Origin of the sequence: Microbacterium pasadenense (assembly GCF_047246565.1) — a bacterium.
In the GTDB taxonomy this organism is placed as follows: domain Bacteria; phylum Actinomycetota; class Actinomycetes; order Actinomycetales; family Microbacteriaceae; genus Microbacterium.
Window position 1 is genome coordinate 884,377 of the sequence record NZ_JBFOKN010000002.1, and the last position, 13,987, is coordinate 898,363.

15 protein-coding genes are annotated in these 13,987 nt (G+C 69.9%); 5 read left to right on the forward strand and 10 right to left on the reverse strand.

The window, feature by feature from the left end:
• Positions 1–52 precede the first annotated feature (52 nt).
• Positions 53–865: a ParA family protein gene (locus AB3M83_RS10410; protein WP_412947762.1), complete on the forward strand. Its 813-nt coding sequence runs from the start codon at positions 53–55 to the stop codon at positions 863–865.
• 60 nt (positions 866–925) lie between these two features.
• Here the strand turns inward: AB3M83_RS10410 and AB3M83_RS10415 are convergent, their stop codons facing one another.
• From AB3M83_RS10415 to AB3M83_RS10425, 3 genes are all read right to left on the reverse strand, one after another.
• Entirely contained in the window at positions 926–1,471 is a 546-nt protein-coding gene (locus tag AB3M83_RS10415) for a MerR family transcriptional regulator (protein WP_412947764.1), read from the reverse strand.
• A 98-nt stretch (positions 1,472–1,569) separates the two neighbouring features.
• The gene (gene ftsR / locus AB3M83_RS10420; RefSeq protein WP_412947766.1) at positions 1,570–2,250 is read right to left on the reverse strand and encodes a transcriptional regulator FtsR; all 681 of its coding nucleotides are present in this window, start codon (positions 2,248–2,250) and stop codon (positions 1,570–1,572) included.
• Positions 2,247–2,735, reverse strand: coding sequence for an FHA domain-containing protein (locus AB3M83_RS10425; RefSeq protein ID WP_412947767.1), 489 nt, complete (start codon positions 2,733–2,735; stop codon positions 2,247–2,249). The genes ftsR and AB3M83_RS10425 overlap by 4 nt, the downstream gene beginning before the upstream one ends.
• A 333-nt stretch (positions 2,736–3,068) precedes the next feature.
• Between AB3M83_RS10425 and AB3M83_RS10430 the strand changes: the two genes are divergently transcribed.
• The gene (locus tag AB3M83_RS10430; RefSeq protein ID WP_412947768.1) at positions 3,069–3,632 is read left to right on the forward strand and encodes a copper resistance CopC family protein; all 564 of its coding nucleotides are present in this window, start codon (positions 3,069–3,071) and stop codon (positions 3,630–3,632) included.
• Between the two features lie 28 nt (positions 3,633–3,660).
• Entirely contained in the window at positions 3,661–5,061 is a 1,401-nt protein-coding gene (gene lpdA, locus AB3M83_RS10435) for a dihydrolipoyl dehydrogenase (protein WP_412947770.1), read from the forward strand.
• A 120-nt stretch (positions 5,062–5,181) separates the two neighbouring features.
• Here the strand turns inward: lpdA and AB3M83_RS10440 are convergent, their stop codons facing one another.
• A complete protein-coding gene (locus AB3M83_RS10440; protein ID WP_412947771.1) occupies positions 5,182–5,814 on the reverse strand; it encodes a CYTH domain-containing protein in 633 nt (210 codons plus the stop codon).
• A complete protein-coding gene (locus AB3M83_RS10445; protein ID WP_412947772.1) occupies positions 5,804–6,049 on the reverse strand; it encodes a response regulator in 246 nt (81 codons plus the stop codon). The genes AB3M83_RS10440 and AB3M83_RS10445 overlap by 11 nt, the downstream gene beginning before the upstream one ends.
• Positions 6,050–6,151: 102 nt before the next feature.
• Between AB3M83_RS10445 and AB3M83_RS10450 the strand changes: the two genes are divergently transcribed.
• On the forward strand, positions 6,152–6,886 hold the full coding sequence (locus AB3M83_RS10450; RefSeq protein WP_412947773.1) for a glutamine amidotransferase: 735 nt from the start codon (positions 6,152–6,154) through the stop codon (positions 6,884–6,886).
• 2 nt (positions 6,887–6,888) lie between these two features.
• On the opposite strand, the gene AB3M83_RS10455 is transcribed toward AB3M83_RS10450, so the two are convergent.
• The 3 genes from AB3M83_RS10455 to AB3M83_RS10465 form a co-directional block, all read right to left on the reverse strand.
• On the reverse strand, positions 6,889–9,384 hold the full coding sequence (locus AB3M83_RS10455) for a glycogen/starch/alpha-glucan phosphorylase (protein WP_412947775.1): 2,496 nt from the start codon (positions 9,382–9,384) through the stop codon (positions 6,889–6,891).
• Between the two features lie 83 nt (positions 9,385–9,467).
• Positions 9,468–10,487 (reverse strand): YihY/virulence factor BrkB family protein, encoded by a 1,020-nt coding sequence (locus tag AB3M83_RS10460; protein WP_412947777.1) that lies wholly within the window; start codon positions 10,485–10,487, stop codon positions 9,468–9,470.
• A gap of 38 nt (positions 10,488–10,525) precedes the next feature.
• On the reverse strand, positions 10,526–11,515 hold the full coding sequence (locus tag AB3M83_RS10465; RefSeq protein ID WP_412947778.1) for an aldo/keto reductase: 990 nt from the start codon (positions 11,513–11,515) through the stop codon (positions 10,526–10,528).
• Between the two features lie 162 nt (positions 11,516–11,677).
• Here AB3M83_RS10465 and AB3M83_RS10470 point away from each other — a divergent pair, with 162 nt between their 5' ends.
• A complete protein-coding gene (locus AB3M83_RS10470; protein WP_412947780.1) occupies positions 11,678–12,700 on the forward strand; it encodes an NADPH:quinone reductase in 1,023 nt (340 codons plus the stop codon).
• Positions 12,701–12,718: 18 nt separating this feature from the next.
• Here the strand turns inward: AB3M83_RS10470 and AB3M83_RS10475 are convergent, their stop codons facing one another.
• Positions 12,719–13,117, reverse strand: coding sequence for a hypothetical protein (locus AB3M83_RS10475; RefSeq protein WP_412947782.1), 399 nt, complete (start codon positions 13,115–13,117; stop codon positions 12,719–12,721).
• A gap of 185 nt (positions 13,118–13,302) precedes the next feature.
• Positions 13,303–13,896 carry a fasciclin domain-containing protein gene (locus tag AB3M83_RS10480; protein ID WP_412947783.1) on the reverse strand — a complete coding sequence of 198 codons (594 nt, stop codon included), beginning with the start codon at positions 13,894–13,896 and terminating at the stop codon, positions 13,303–13,305.
• Positions 13,897–13,987: the final 91 nt, after the last annotated feature.

Below are 13,987 nucleotides of genomic sequence, written 5' to 3' on the forward strand. Positions count from 1 at the left end.
GGCGATCGGGCTGAGTACCCTCACAGCCTAGGGGACGGTAACGTAGTGCCTCGTGCACGTACTCTCCGTCAGCTCGCTCAAGGGTGGCGTCGGCAAGACCACCGTCACCCTCGGCCTCGCCTCGGCGGCGTTCGCACGCGGGGTGCGGACCCTGGTCGTCGACCTCGACCCGCAGTCCGACGTGTCCACGGGCATGGACATCCAGGTCGCCGGTCGTCTCAACGTGGCGGACGTGCTCGCCAACCCGAAGGAGAAGGTGGTCCGTCAGGCCATCACCTCGAGCGGCTGGGCGAAAGTGCACCCCGGCACGATCGACGTCATGATCGGCAGCCCCTCCGCCATCAACTTCGACGGCCCCCACCCGAGCGTCCGCGACGTGTGGAAGCTCGAGGAGGCGCTCGCGACCATCGAGGCCGACTACGACCTCGTCCTCATCGACTGCGCGCCGTCGCTGAACGCCCTCACCCGCACCGCGTGGGCGGCGTCCGACCGCGTCATCGTCATCACCGAGCCCGGCCTGTTCTCCGTCGCCGCCGCCGACCGCGCGCTGCGGGCCATCGAGGAGATCCGCCGAGGGCTCTCCCCCCGGCTCCAGCCGCTCGGCATCGTCGTGAACCGCGTCCGCCCGCAGTCGATCGAGCACCAGTTCCGGATCAAGGAGCTGCGTGACATGTTCGGACCGCTCGTGCTGACGCCGCAGCTGCCCGAGCGCACCTCGCTGCAGCAGGCGCAGGGCGCCGCGAAGCCGCTGCACATCTGGCCCGGCGACTCCGCCCAGGAGCTCGCCGCGGACTTCGACTCGCTGCTGGACCGCGTGGTCCGCACCGGCCGCATCCCGGTGGCCGGAGCTGCCGCCCAGGCCTGACACACCGCCCGGAGCTCATCCGGAGGAGCTCACCCCGGTCTGCGCGGGACGCGGTGGCCGTCAGGCGCTGCGGACGGCGCGGCGAGCGGCGAGCTCGTCCACGGGATCCGGTGCCTGCGGGTCGAACTCGACGAGAGTCGTCTCCACCTCGCGGAGGACCTTGCCCACCGCGATGCCGAAGACGCCCTGACCACGGCTGACCAGGTCGATGACCTCGTCGTTCGAGGTGCACAGGTACACCGAGGCGCCGTCGCTCATGAGCGTCGTACCGGCGAGGTCGCGGATGCCGGCCGCACGCAGCTGGTCGACGGCGGTGCGGATCTGCTGCAGCGAGATGCCCGTGTCCAGGAGCCGCTTCACGAGCTTGAGCACCAGGATGTCGCGGAATCCGTACATCCGCTGGGTTCCCGATCCCGACGCACCGCGAACGGTGGGCTCGACGAGCTCGGTGCGAGCCCAGTAGTCGAGCTGGCGGTAGGTGATGCCGGCGGCGCGTGCGGCGACGGCGCCCCGGTAGCCGACCTCGTCGTCCATCTCCGGGAGCCCGTCCGTGAACAGGAGTTCCGTGGTGAACTTCTGTTCTCCGAGCGCGTCATGCGCAGTCATCGGGACCTCCAGCGGTGTTCGGTCCTTCCACGCTAGATGCTGGAAGGTCGTGCGGCAACGACATCCGGCTCAGGCGGTCGGCGTGTCGCGGCGATGTGTCAGGGCGTGAGCCGGTCGAGCGCCGCGCGGACGAAGACGTCGCGGATCTCGTCGATGCGCCGGGCGAGCTCGGGGGCGAGCTCGTTCGCGCGCGCACGAGAACCGGCATCCGATCGGCGCATGAGCGGGGCGATCGCACTCTCGATGAGGGAGACCTCGCGTTCGGCGGTCTGGCGGACGCTCCGGATGTGACGCGGCTGGATGCCGTGCGCCTCGAGCGCCACGAGGGAGCGGAGGAGGCCCAGCGTCCGCTCGTCGTAGGAATCGGCCGGCGCGATCAGGCCGGCACTGACCGCATCGTTGAGCAGACCCGTGCTGGCTCCGGCGGTGGCGATCAGTTCGTCACGGCGGTAGCGCCGGGCCGTCTGGACGATCGAGGCCGGTGCCGCCGGCGCCTGGGCGTCCGCGTGCTCCTCGAGGTACTCGCGGATGCGGGCGAGCGGGATGCCGTAGTCGCGCTGCATCGTCAGCGCGGTGCGCAGTCGATCGACGTCGGTCGGCGAGAACTTCCGGTACCCGGATTCGGTGCGCACCGGCGTGACGATCCCCTGCACCTCGAGGAAGCGGAGCTTGCTGGCGGTGAGCGCGGGGAACTCCGGGCTCAGCCGCGCCAGGACCTGGCCGATGCTGAGTGAGCCCGAGGACGATGATCGTCCACGGGGCGCTGCGGCCGGTGTCACGCTCCGATCGCCCGCTCGGCAGGCGCCACGAAGAAGTTCAGCCGGAACTTGCCGACGCGCACCTCCGCGCCGTCGGTGAGCGTGGCACGGTCGACGCGCTCGCCGTTGACGTACGTGCCGTTGAGCGAACGCTGGTCGATCAGCTCGAAGACCGCGCCGGTGCGCGTGATCTCGGCATGCCGGCGTGACACGGTGACGTCGTCGAAGAAGATGTCGGCCTCGGGGTGACGGCCGACGGTCGTCACATCCGTGTCGAGCAGGTACCGGGCACCGGCGGTGGGGCCGGAGCGGACGATGAGGAGGGCGGCGCGACCGGGGAGTGCGTTGATCGCCTCGACCTCGGCGGGCGTCAGCTCATTGCCGAAAGGCACGAACGACAGGTCGGAATCGTGCCCGAACGTCTGCGTCGCATCCACGAGTCGCGGCTGAGCCGACGTCTCCGCGTCGCGATGGATGTCGCCGCCGGAGCGGTGAGTGTCGTCCACGATGTCCTCCTTCTTCCACACTAACCGATCCGCTGTCCGATCTGCGATCGGCATCACGACGGATCGGCTCGTCACTGGGTTCCGACTGTGTCGTCGGGCGCGACACGGGAAAAGCCGTCCCCGTAGCCTCGCGTACACCACCCCTTCCGGACAAGGAGCAGATCACAGACGAGGCGCGGATCGGCGTCGACGGAGCCGACGGCGGGCACGTCGCGTGACGGTGCGAAGATCGGCCGGTGCGATCGGGAAGGCCCCGCCGCGCACATGTTAGTCGGCGTCACCGCGGGACGACAGGGCCAGGCAGCAGCCGACGACCCGTACTAGCGTCGGAGCATGCCTGCACTGAAGTCCTCGCGTACCGGTTCCGTCCTCGCCGCACTGGGGCTTGCCGCCCTGCTCCTGCTCCCCGCCGCACCCGCGGCCGCTCACGACGAGCTCGTCAGCTCGGACCCCGCCGACGAGGCGGTCCTGGGTGAGACGCCCGAGCAGATCACGCTGACGTTCAGCAACACCCCGCTGACCGAGCCCGGGTCGACCGAGATCGCCGTGTTCGACCAGGACTGCGTGTCGATCGCCGAAGGCGACCCCGTGGTGGACGGCGTCCAGGTGACCCAGGCCATCACCGGCCCGGTCGAGGGCGCGGTGTACGTCGCGTGGCGAGTGGTCTCGAGCGACGGGCATCCCATCTCGGACGAGCTCGAGTTCTCCGTCGGCGACGCCGGCGCGCAGGCCGCCGCGGAGGATTGCGCGGAGGGCACCATCCAGGAGGCCGAGGGCTCCACGGAGGGCTTCAACGGCACCCCGTACGCCGTCGGTGCCGGCGTCCTCTTCCTCGGTGTGGGCATCGTCATCGCGATCGCCATCTCGCGCGGCCGGCGGGGTGCGACGAAGGACTGAGTCTCGCGCGGCGGACTAGGCTGGAAGCATGCCTCACTACGACGTCGTCATCCTCGGTGCCGGCCCCGGCGGCTATGTCGCGGCCGTCCGCTCGGCACAGCTCGGACTGTCCACCGCCATCATCGAAGAGAAGTACTGGGGCGGTGTCTGCCTGAACGTCGGCTGCATCCCTTCCAAGGCGCTGCTCAAGAACGCGGACCTCGCCCACACTTTCACCCACAAGGCCGACCTCTTCGGCATCAGCGGTGACGTGAGCTTCGACTTCGGGACCGCGTGGGACCGCAGCCGCAAGGTGGCGGAGACGCACGTCAAGGGCATCCACTTCCTGATGAAGAAGAACAAGGTCACCGAGTACCAGGGCCGCGGCTCGTTCCTCGACGCCAAGACCATCGAGGTGACGAAGACCGACGGTTCGACCGAGACCGTCACCGCCGACAACGTCATCATCTCCACCGGCTCGACGGTGCGCCTGCTGCCCGGCGTGACTCTCAGCGAGAACGTCGTCACCTACGAGGAGCAGATCCTCACCCGTGACCTCCCCGACTCGATCGTCATCGTCGGCGCGGGGGCGATCGGCATGGAGTTCGCCTTCGTGCTCTCGAACTACGGCGTCAAGGTGACCATCATCGAGTTCCTCGACCGCGCCCTCCCGAACGAGGACGTCGAGGTCTCCAAGGAGATCCAGCGGCAGTACAAGAAGTACGGCATCGACATCCTCACCTCGACCAAGGTGGAGTCCGTCGTCGACTCGGGCGACAAGGTCACCGTGTCGTACTCCGCGAACTCCGACGGCGCCAAGGGCCAGATCGAGGCCGACAAGGTCCTCATGTCGATCGGCTTCGCTCCCCGCGTCGAGGGCTTCGGTCTCGAGAAGACCGGCGTGAAGCTCACCGATCGCGGTGCGATCGACATCGACGACCACATGCGGACGAACGTCGAGGGCGTCTATGCCATCGGCGACGTCACCGCCAAGCTGCAGCTCGCCCACGTGGCCGAGGCCCAGGCCGTCGTCGCCGCCGAGACCATCGGCAAGGCCGAGACGCAGACGCTCGGCGACTACCGCAACATGCCGCGCGCCACCTTCTGCTCGCCGCAGGTCGCCTCGTTCGGTCTGACGGAGCAGCAGGCGCGGGACGCGGGCTACGACGTGAAGGTCGCGAAGTTCCCGTTCTCGGCGAACGGCAAGGCGAACGGGCTCGGCGAGCCGGTCGGATTCGTCAAGCTCATCGCCGACGGCGAGCACCTCGAGCTGCTCGGCGGCCACCTCATCGGGCCGGACGTCTCCGAGCTCCTCCCCGAGCTGACGCTCGCGCAGAAGTGGGACCTCACGGCTCTCGAGGCCGCCCGCAACGTGCACACGCACCCGACGCTGTCCGAGGGCCTGCAGGAGGCGTTCCACGGCCTCGCCGGGCACATGATCAACCTCTGACCCGACCGGGCTTGTCGATACGGACACCTATCGAGGAGCCTGATCGACAGGACTGACGCCGCCCCATCGAAGCCGGGGGCGGCGTCAGTGCGTTGATCGCGCGATCGCGGGGCGCGGCCGTCAGAGTCCGAGCGCGCGGCCGAGCTTCGAGCCGGATGCCGCGACGCGTCCTCCTGCGGCGCGGACCAGATCGTCCGCCCGCGCGAACAGGTCGTCGCGGCTCCGCTCATCGGCGGGCGCGGCCGGGCCCAGCTCGAGTTCCCACTCCCGCCAGGACGATTCGCGTCCGGCACGCTCGTCCGTCGCCGTGACCCGGTCGTCGACGAACTCCGCGACGAGGCCGCCGCCGCCGTCCCGCAGCGCGTACGCGGTCCGTGAGTTGCGGATGCGCGCGAGCACCGTGAACGGAGGGGCCGCGACCTCGGCGAGGGCGGCGACGATCTCGGCCGGCGGCACGGGCTCGGTCCCGGCATCCGCCTCGTCGAGGGGCCACCGGGACTCGGCCTTGCCGGCGGGCGTCACCCGCTTGATGTGCCAGCCTTCGTCCGGTCCGCCCACGCGTCGGCGGAGCGCCACGCGTGCGCGACCGAGCGCGCCGTCGGACGTGTCGAGATACCGGGCGTCGAGCTCGCGGACCTCCGGCGCGTCGACCGACGCGATGCCGGGAAGAGCGGCCCAGTCGGGCAGCGGCGTGTCCTCGTCTACGTCGTATTTCCGCTCGATCTCGAGCGAGTGCTCCGGCTCAGTCGTCAAGGTTCACGCGGTCGTCGCGCTCGTCGGCGGACGGGTCGATGTCTCCCTCGGTCTCGACGAAGCGGAAGTCCGTGGTCGTCGCCCCGTCCGCGTCTCCGGTGTTCTCGTCGGCACCGGCGCGCTCGTAGACGATCTGGGTGTCGCTGTACGGCAGGATCAGCCGGTCGTCCGTCGCGTCGTCGAGGGGAAGGGTCTGGCCGTCGAGGGGGCCGCCGTGAAGTCGTGCAATAGACATGAGAAATACCTCCGCCATCGACTCTAACGAGAGCCCGCCCCGGCCTCACCGGGTTGCCCCCGGCGGTCGCCGGTGGTACTCCGCTCCGCGTAGCCTGGCGGGATGAGCAAGCCCTTCGTCCTCCTCGCCACCCGCGCCGAGGACGTCCCCGCGGACGAGGAGTACGCGCTCTTCCTGCGGCACTCCGGGCTGGCCGAGGCCGACGTGCGGCGGGTCCGGCTCGAGCAGGAGCGGATGCCCGACCTGGATCTCGATGCGATCTCGGGGATCTTCGTCGGCGGCGGCCCGTTCAACGCCTCGGACCCCGCCGAACGCAAGTCGGAGGTCCAGCGGCGGGTCGAAGCGGAGTTCGCGACGCTGCTGGATGAGGTCGTCGCGCGGGACGTCCCGTTCCTCGGCGCCTGCTACGGCATCGGCACGGTCGGCGCGCACCAGGGCGCCCGCATCGATCGCACCTACGGGGAGCCGATCAGCGTCGTGGACGTCACCCTGACCGACCAGGGCGCCGCGGATCCCCTGCTCGCGGGCTTGCCGGCCACCTTCCGCGCCTTCGTCGGGCACAAAGAGGCGATCTCCCAGCTGCCGCCGTCGGCGACCCTCCTGGCATCCTCCCCCGGCTGCCCCGTGCAGATGTTCCGCGTCGGCCGGAACGTCTATGCCACGCAGTTCCATCCCGAGCTCGACCTGGACGGCATCCTCGTGCGCGTCGACGCGTACCGCGGCTACGGCTACTTCGAGGCCCACGAGTACGACACGACCGTCGCCGCCGTGCACCGCGCGCCCGTCACCGAGACGGGGGCGATCCTGCGCGCGTTCGTGGAACGCTACGCCCGCTGACCTCAGCTGATCGGCGTCGCGTGCCAGATGCGGTCGATGTAGTCGCGCATCGACCGGTCCGAGGAGAAGAAGCCGCACCGCGCCACGTTCAGGATCGCAGCGCGTGTCCACGCGTCGCGGTCCGCGTAGAGCGCGTCGACTTTCTCCTGCGCGGCGATGTAGGAGGTGTAGTCCGCGAGGGCCATGAACGGATCGTGGTGGAGCAGGTTCGACACGACGGGTTCGAACACCGATCCGTCGCCCCCCGAGAACGCACCGGACGAGATGAGGCCGAGCGCTCGTGCGAGGTTCTCGTCGGCGCGGACGAAGTCGATGGGGTGGTAGCCCCGATCGGACAGCGCCGCGACGTCCGGCTCCGTCATGCCGAAGAGGAAGAAGTTCTCGTCGCCGACGAGCTCGCGGATCTCGACGTTGGCGCCGTCGTCGGTCCCGATCGTCAGGGCGCCGTTGAGCGCGAACTTCATGTTGCCGGTCCCCGAGGCCTCCTTGCCGGCGAGCGAGATCTGCTCGGAGAGGTCGGCGGCGGGAACGACCCGCTCGGCGAGGGTCACGTTGTAGTTCGGCGGGAAGAGCACCGCGAGGCGCCCTTCGACCCGGGGATCGTTGTTGACGACCTCGCCCACCGCGTTGATGAGGTGGATGATGCGCTTCGCCATCGCGTAGCCGGGCGCAGCCTTCGCCCCGAACACGAAGGTGCGCGGCGTCACGTCGGCCGCGGCCACGCGCCCCGACGCGATGGCGTCGTACTGGGTGACGATGTGCAGGAGCTTGAGCGTCTGCCGCTTGTACTCGTGGAGGCGCTTGACCATGACGTCCAGCAGATGGCTGTCGTCGACGGTGAGCCCGTCCCTCGCCTGCAGTGTCCGCGCGAGGACCCGCTTGTTCGCGGCCTTCACAGCCGTGAACGCGGAGCGGAATTCGGGGTCGTCCGCGTAGGGCTCGAGTTCGCGCAGCCGATCGAGATCGGTCAGCCAGCCGGGTCCGATGGTGTCGGTGATCAGATGCGACAGCCGCGGGTTCGCCAGGCGCACGAAGCGTCGAGGCGTGACGCCGTTGGTGACGTTGGTGAACTTCTCCGGATAGAACTCGTCGAAGTCGGGGAGCACCTTCTCCCGCAGCAGCTGCGAGTGCAACTCCGCGACCCCGTTGACCTTCGCGCCCGCCACCGTGGCGAGGTACGCCATCCGGACCGCACCGTCGGGCGAGATGATCGACATCCGGCGGATGCGATCCGGGTCGTCCCCGTACCGGTCACGCACGTCGGCGAGGAACTCGTCGTTGATCCGGTAGATGATCTCCAGGTGGCGCGGCAGCAGCCGCCCGAGCAGATCGCCGGACCACACCTCGAGGGCCTCGGGGAGCAGCGTGTGGCACGTGTACGCGAAGCACTGCTGCGTGATCTGCCAGGCGGCATCCCACTCGAGCTTGCGCTCGTCGACGAGGACGCGCATCAGCTCGGGGACGCCGATCACCGGGTGGGTGTCGTTGAGCTGGAAGATGACACGCTCGGACAGCTTCGTGAGGTCCTGGTCCCGCGGCAGGATCAGGTTGAGGAAGTCGCCGATGGATGCCGCGACGAAGAAGTACTGCTGCTGCAGACGCAGCTCCTTGCCCTGCGGGGTGGAGTCCTCGGGGTAGAGGACCTTCGAGATGTTCTCGGCGTAGGTCTGCGCCCGCACCGCCTCCTGGTAGTCCCCCTCGTTGAACACCCGCAGGTCGAACCCGCTCGTGGCCTGTGCGCTCCACAGCCGAAGGGTGTTGACGCGGCCGTTGTGGTAGCCGGGCACCATGTAGTTGTGGGGCACGGCCTGCACGTTCCAGGACGGCACCCAGCGGGTGCGGGTCACCCCGCCGTCGTCGTAGGTCTCGGTGTGACCGCCGAACGAGATCGTCTGGGCGGCCTCCGGGTGCGGGAACTCCCACGGCGAGCCGAGCGACAGCCACGAATCGGCCTGCTCGACCTGCTGACCGTCGACGAAGGTCTGCCGGAAGATCCCGAACTCGTACCGGATGCCGTAGCCGATGTTGGGCACGCCCATCGTCGCGAGCGAGTCGATGAAGCAGGCTGCGAGACGTCCCAGTCCCCCGTTGCCGAGGCCGGGCTCGACCTCGAGCGCCCGGATCTCCTCGATGTCGATCCCGCATGCCGAGAGGGCCTCCCCCGCGATGTCGGTCAGGCCGGTCGCGAGGAGATTGTTGTCGAGCTGACGGCCGAGGAGGTACTCCGCGGACAGGTAGGCGACACCCTTCGCCTGAGACGACCGGTACTTCCGGACATCATCCAGCCAGCGGCCCATGAGGTAGTCCCGGACCGTGGCGGCGAGCGCGAAGTAGCGGTCGTTCGCGGTGGAGGCCGGGAGCGAGACGCCACGACCGTTGGTCAGGTTCTGCAGGAACTGCGCCACGAAGCCGTCGACGGTCGCCGGCGGCGGGCTCACCGGACCTCGTGCGAGCGGGTGGCTGACCTGGGGACGCGAAGGGATGATGGGGGTTGTCACGTCTTCGACCGTACACACCGGCCGCCGATAGTTCCGCCCGGAGCCACGATGTTTTCCGAGGCCGTGACCGGTCGGACATCCGCTCAGCCGTCGCTGCGCTCCTCGGCGAGCGCGTCCCGAGCGGCCCGCAGCTCGACGGTCGCGGCACGGACCTGGTCCTCGGCGGTCTGCACCCGACGCTCGATCATCGTCGTCGCGCCGTGCTTCGTGCGCACCCGGTCCTCGTGCTCGAGCGTCCCGGTGACGATGTAGGACGACGCGATGAGGATGACCTGCGACGACAGGTTGATCCACAGCAGCAGTGCGATCAGTGAGGCGAAGGACGCGAGCAGCGGGTTCGACGAAGCGCCGCCGACGAACAGGCTCGACAGCTGCTGCAGCACCGTCAGCCCGATGCCGCCGAGGACCGCGCCGGTCCACAGGACGCGCGCGGGCGCCTTCACGCCTGACAGCGTCAGGAAGAGGAACGCCACGGCGGCGGTGTCGAGCAAGAACGTCACGACCACGGCGACGCCGCCGCTGAGGATCCGCGTGACGGGCGCATCCTCGGAGACGCGGAGGAGGTCGGCGATGATCCCGACCCCCGCCGTGCCCACGATTGTGGCCGCCGCGGCGGCGATCAGGCCCGCCCCGATCGCGATGGCGAGCCCGAGGTTCCGCAGCATCACGAGCAGGAAGAACGTGTCGTCGTGCACTTTGTCGGCGATCGTGCGAAGGGCGGTCCGCAGGGAGCCGATGGCTCCGATGGCCGCACCGACGAGACCGAGGAGCGAGAGCGCACCGGCGAACGACAGCGCCAGCGGCTCGGCGAGGTCGTCGGGGTCGATCAGCCCGCCGGTGCCGACGAGACCGGGGATCACGTTGTCGACCGCGTCGATCAGCGCGTCCCACGCCTGGGGGTTCCCGGCGAGCCACAGTGCGGCGACGGAGAACCCGAGCAGCACGCCCGCGAAGACGCTGAACAGCGTGCGATACGTCACGCTGTCGGCGAGCATCGCACCGCGATGCTCGCCGTAGCGGAGGTATGCGCGCACGATGCGCAGCGACAGCGTCCAGGCTACGATGCGGGCGAGCAGCGGCTTGGTGGGGGCGTCGTCCGTCATCGTCGGCTCATCTCCCGGCCGCGGCGCGGCCGTCTCGCTCACCACTGCGGGTGGATGTCGGCGCGCAGCAGGCGGTCGTACACGCTCTGCACGGCCGCGCCGAAGGCGCGGAGATCGGCGTCTTCGAGGAGAGCGGCCGCAGCCGCGTTGGCCTGCGCCTGGCGCACGTTGCGCGCGCCGGGGATGACGCTGGTGACACCCGGCTGGGACGCCGCCCACGCGAGTGACGCGGCGGGAAGGGTCGCGCCGGACGGCAGCGCCGCCGTCAGCTCGTCCGCCGCGCGGAGGCCGGTCTCGAAGTCGACGCCCGAGAAGGTCTCACCCTTGTCGAACGCCTCGCCGTTGCGGTTGAAGGACCGGTGATCGTCCGAGGCGAACTCGGTGTCCCGCGTGTACTTGCCGCTGAGCAGACCCGACGCCAGCGGAACGCGGGCGAAGACCGCCACCTCCGCCGCCGCGGCGGCGGGGAGGACCTCGTCGAGCGGCTTCAGCCGGAACGGGTTGAAGATGATCTGCAGGTTGGTCACGTTCGGATGCCGCAGTGCGGCGAGGGCCTGCTCGACCGTTTCGACCGATACCCCGTATGCCGCGATCGCGCCCGCCTCGACGAGGTCGTCGAGCGCATCGTAGGTGGCCTCGGACTCGATCACCTCGGACGGCGGGCAGTGGAGCTGCACGAGGTCGAGGGTGTCGACGCCGAGGTTCCGGCGCGACCTGTCGGTCCAGGCGCGGAAGTTCGTCGGAGTGTAGTTCTCGGGTTCCTGCGGGACGCGCCGGCCCATCTTCGTCGCGACGGTGATGCCAGAGTCCGGGTGCGAGGCGAGGAAGCGGCCGATGATCGTCTCGCTGCGACCGTCGCCGTAGACATCCGCGGTGTCGAAGAGCGTCACGCCCGCCTCCGCGGATGCGGCGAGCACCGCGGTCGCGTCGTCTTCGGAGACGTCACCCCAGTCCGAGCCGAGCTGCCACGTGCCGAGTCCGATGGCCGAGACGGTGCGGCCGGTGCGGCCGAGAGAACGATGCTGCATGGCTTCAGGCTATCGGGACGGGCGAGATGGGCGACGGGTCTTGCCTTCGGCGCCACGGGATGCCAGGCGCACGACGGCGGTACGCGGCGCGGCATCCGTTCGTCGACATCCGAAAGCGTCGCGCCGGGGAATGTCCCGCCGCGCCGTACGGTTGGGTCCCGCATGAAGGCCATCGTGTACAGCGCCCCCGGCGCGTCGAACGTCCTGTCCCTCGTCGACCGCGAAGCGGCCGATCCCGGCCCGGGCGAGGTGCGCGTGCGCATCGCCGTCTCCGGCGTCAACCCGACGGACTGGAAGGCGCGCGCAAACGGCTCGCAGCGCGGCAACTTCGCCGAGGTCGTGCCGAACCAGGACGGCGCGGGCGTCGTCGACGCGGTCGGCGAGGAAGTGTCCGGGCTCAGCGTCGGAGACCGGGTCTGGGTGCACCTCGCCCAGCATCAGCGTCCCACCGGCACCGCGCAGGAGTACACGGTGGTTCCCGCATCCCGTGCCGTCCGGCTTCCCGACGGCATCGGCTTCGAGGTCGCCGCGAGCCTCGGTGTGCCCGCCGTGACGGCTCACCGGGCGCTGACGGTGCACGAGCACGGTCCTGCCCGACTGGTGCCCGGTGCCCTGAGCGGACGCACGGTGCTCGTGGCGGGCGGCGCGGGCGCCGTCGGCCATGCCGCGATCCAGCTCGCCCGGTGGGCAGGCGCCACCGTCATCGCGACAGTCAGCTCCGACGCCAAGGCGACCCTGGCTCGCGCAGCCGGTGCCCACCACGTGCTCGACTACACGACCGGCGACCTCGCCGCGAAGATCCGCGACGTGGCGCCGGAGGGCATCGACCAGATCGTCGAGGTGTCCCTCGCCGTGAACGCCGCGGTCGACGCGCAGGTCGCCGCGAACCACGCCGTGATCGCGTTCTACGCGGACGACGGTGGCGAGGAGTTCGCGATGCCGATCCGCCCGACTTTCGCCAAGAACGTCCGCGTGCAGGGCGTTCTGCTCTACACGGTCGGCGAGGCGGCGCACGCGGCGGCCGCCGAGGACATCACCCGGGCCCTCGAGGACGGCGCGTTGCCCGTCGGCGACGACGCCGGACTCCCCTTGACCTGGTTCTCGCTCGACGAGACGGCTGCAGCGCATGACGCCGTGGAGGACGCGACGGTCGGGAAGGTCCTCATCCGCGTCGCAGACCTGTGACCTCGATGGCCGTGCGGCTCACGCCGCGGGGAGGGCGCCGGCGAGCGCGTCGGATGTAGGGACGTCCACCCAGAGCCGGATGCTGCCCTGCTTCGAGCCGGCACCGTTGACGATGGCCGCGCCGCCGAGGCCGTCGAGAGTGGCCGCCAGGGACTGCGCTGCGGTGCGGGAGAGGTAGCCGACACCGCGACCGTTCGAGTAGACGGCCACCTCGGCATCGTGGCGCCGCGACCGCGGCTCGCGCCGCAGGACGTAGAGACGGTCGTCCTGGGAGCGGCGTTCCCGGTCGTTCACGAGGTACGGGGTCCGCTCGACGGGGACCCGCTCGGACGGGAGCTCGCGGAGATCGGGCAGTCCATCGTGGGCGCTGATGCGGCCTGTGACGGCGTGGATGAGATGTTCGAACCAGGTGGGCACGGATGCCCCCTTCCTTGCACACGCCGCGAGAGCCGCGACGCCCATCCAGTCTCGCAGGAGGCGCCTGGCAGTTGGCCGTGGCGACCGGGTTCCGCGGGCGGGCCAGGGGTTGCGGCTGTCTGCGTCCGGCCGGGCGCGGAGAAGCCGGGACCGCATCGGGCGGTCCCGGCTTCTCCGCGTCGCGGTCAGGCTGCCGGTACGAGCACGCGGTCGATGGTGTGGATGACTCCGTTCGATGCGGGGATGTTGATGTCCCACAGGACGAGGCGCGGATCCTTCAGCGACGGGGTCTCATCGCGCAGGGTGAAGCCGCGCGGCTTGACGATGCCGTCGTTGGCCATCGTGAGCTTCTTCGACAGCAGGACCTGGATCGGACCGAGCTTCTTGCCCGCGACCACGTGGTACAGCAGGATGTCGGCGATCTGCTCCGTCGTGAAGGCGGTTGTGATGGTGTCGAGGGCGGCCGCCTCGGAAGCGGGTCGCGTGCCGGTGAGGTCGGTGACGAGCCGCAGGAACGCCCGGTCGTTCGGTGCGAAGACGGTGTACTTCGTGCCGGTGTCCGAGAGCGCGCCGTCCAGGCCGGTGGCGAGGACGGCCTGCACGAGCAGGTCGTAGTCGGAGCCGTTCCTGTCGGGCGTTCCTCCGCCGGATGCCGCCACCGCGACGTCGACGATCGTGCCGGCCGGCTTCGCTCCGCCGTGGGCTGACGCCGGCGACGCGCTCAGGACGAGCGCGCCCGCGACGAGAGTGGCCATGGCGATTCCGATTTTCCTGTTCATCTTCCAGCTCCTTCGATGAGAAGAGTCACGCTCGACGAGTGCCGACGGGCGCCTAACAGGTATTCCGGGCGAACGGCATCCGCGGATGCAC

Excerpts from the sequence above, each read along its gene's own strand:
- AB3M83_RS10415 (WP_412947764.1), bottom strand. The coding sequence starts at position 1,471 with ATGACTGCGCATGACGCGCTCGGAGAACAGAAGTTCACCACGGAACTC.
- AB3M83_RS10430 (WP_412947768.1), top strand. The coding sequence starts at position 3,069 with ATGCCTGCACTGAAGTCCTCGCGTACCGGTTCCGTCCTCGCCGCACTG.
- lpdA (WP_412947770.1), top strand. The coding sequence starts at position 3,661 with ATGCCTCACTACGACGTCGTCATCCTCGGTGCCGGCCCCGGCGGCTAT.
- AB3M83_RS10445 (WP_412947772.1), bottom strand. The coding sequence starts at position 6,049 with ATGTCTATTGCACGACTTCACGGCGGCCCCCTCGACGGCCAGACCCTT.
- AB3M83_RS10450 (WP_412947773.1), top strand. The coding sequence starts at position 6,152 with ATGAGCAAGCCCTTCGTCCTCCTCGCCACCCGCGCCGAGGACGTCCCC.
- AB3M83_RS10460 (WP_412947777.1), bottom strand. The coding sequence starts at position 10,487 with ATGACGGACGACGCCCCCACCAAGCCGCTGCTCGCCCGCATCGTAGCC.
- AB3M83_RS10465 (WP_412947778.1), bottom strand. The coding sequence starts at position 11,515 with ATGCAGCATCGTTCTCTCGGCCGCACCGGCCGCACCGTCTCGGCCATC.
- AB3M83_RS10470 (WP_412947780.1), top strand. The coding sequence starts at position 11,678 with ATGAAGGCCATCGTGTACAGCGCCCCCGGCGCGTCGAACGTCCTGTCC.
- AB3M83_RS10480 (WP_412947783.1), bottom strand. The coding sequence starts at position 13,896 with ATGAACAGGAAAATCGGAATCGCCATGGCCACTCTCGTCGCGGGCGCG.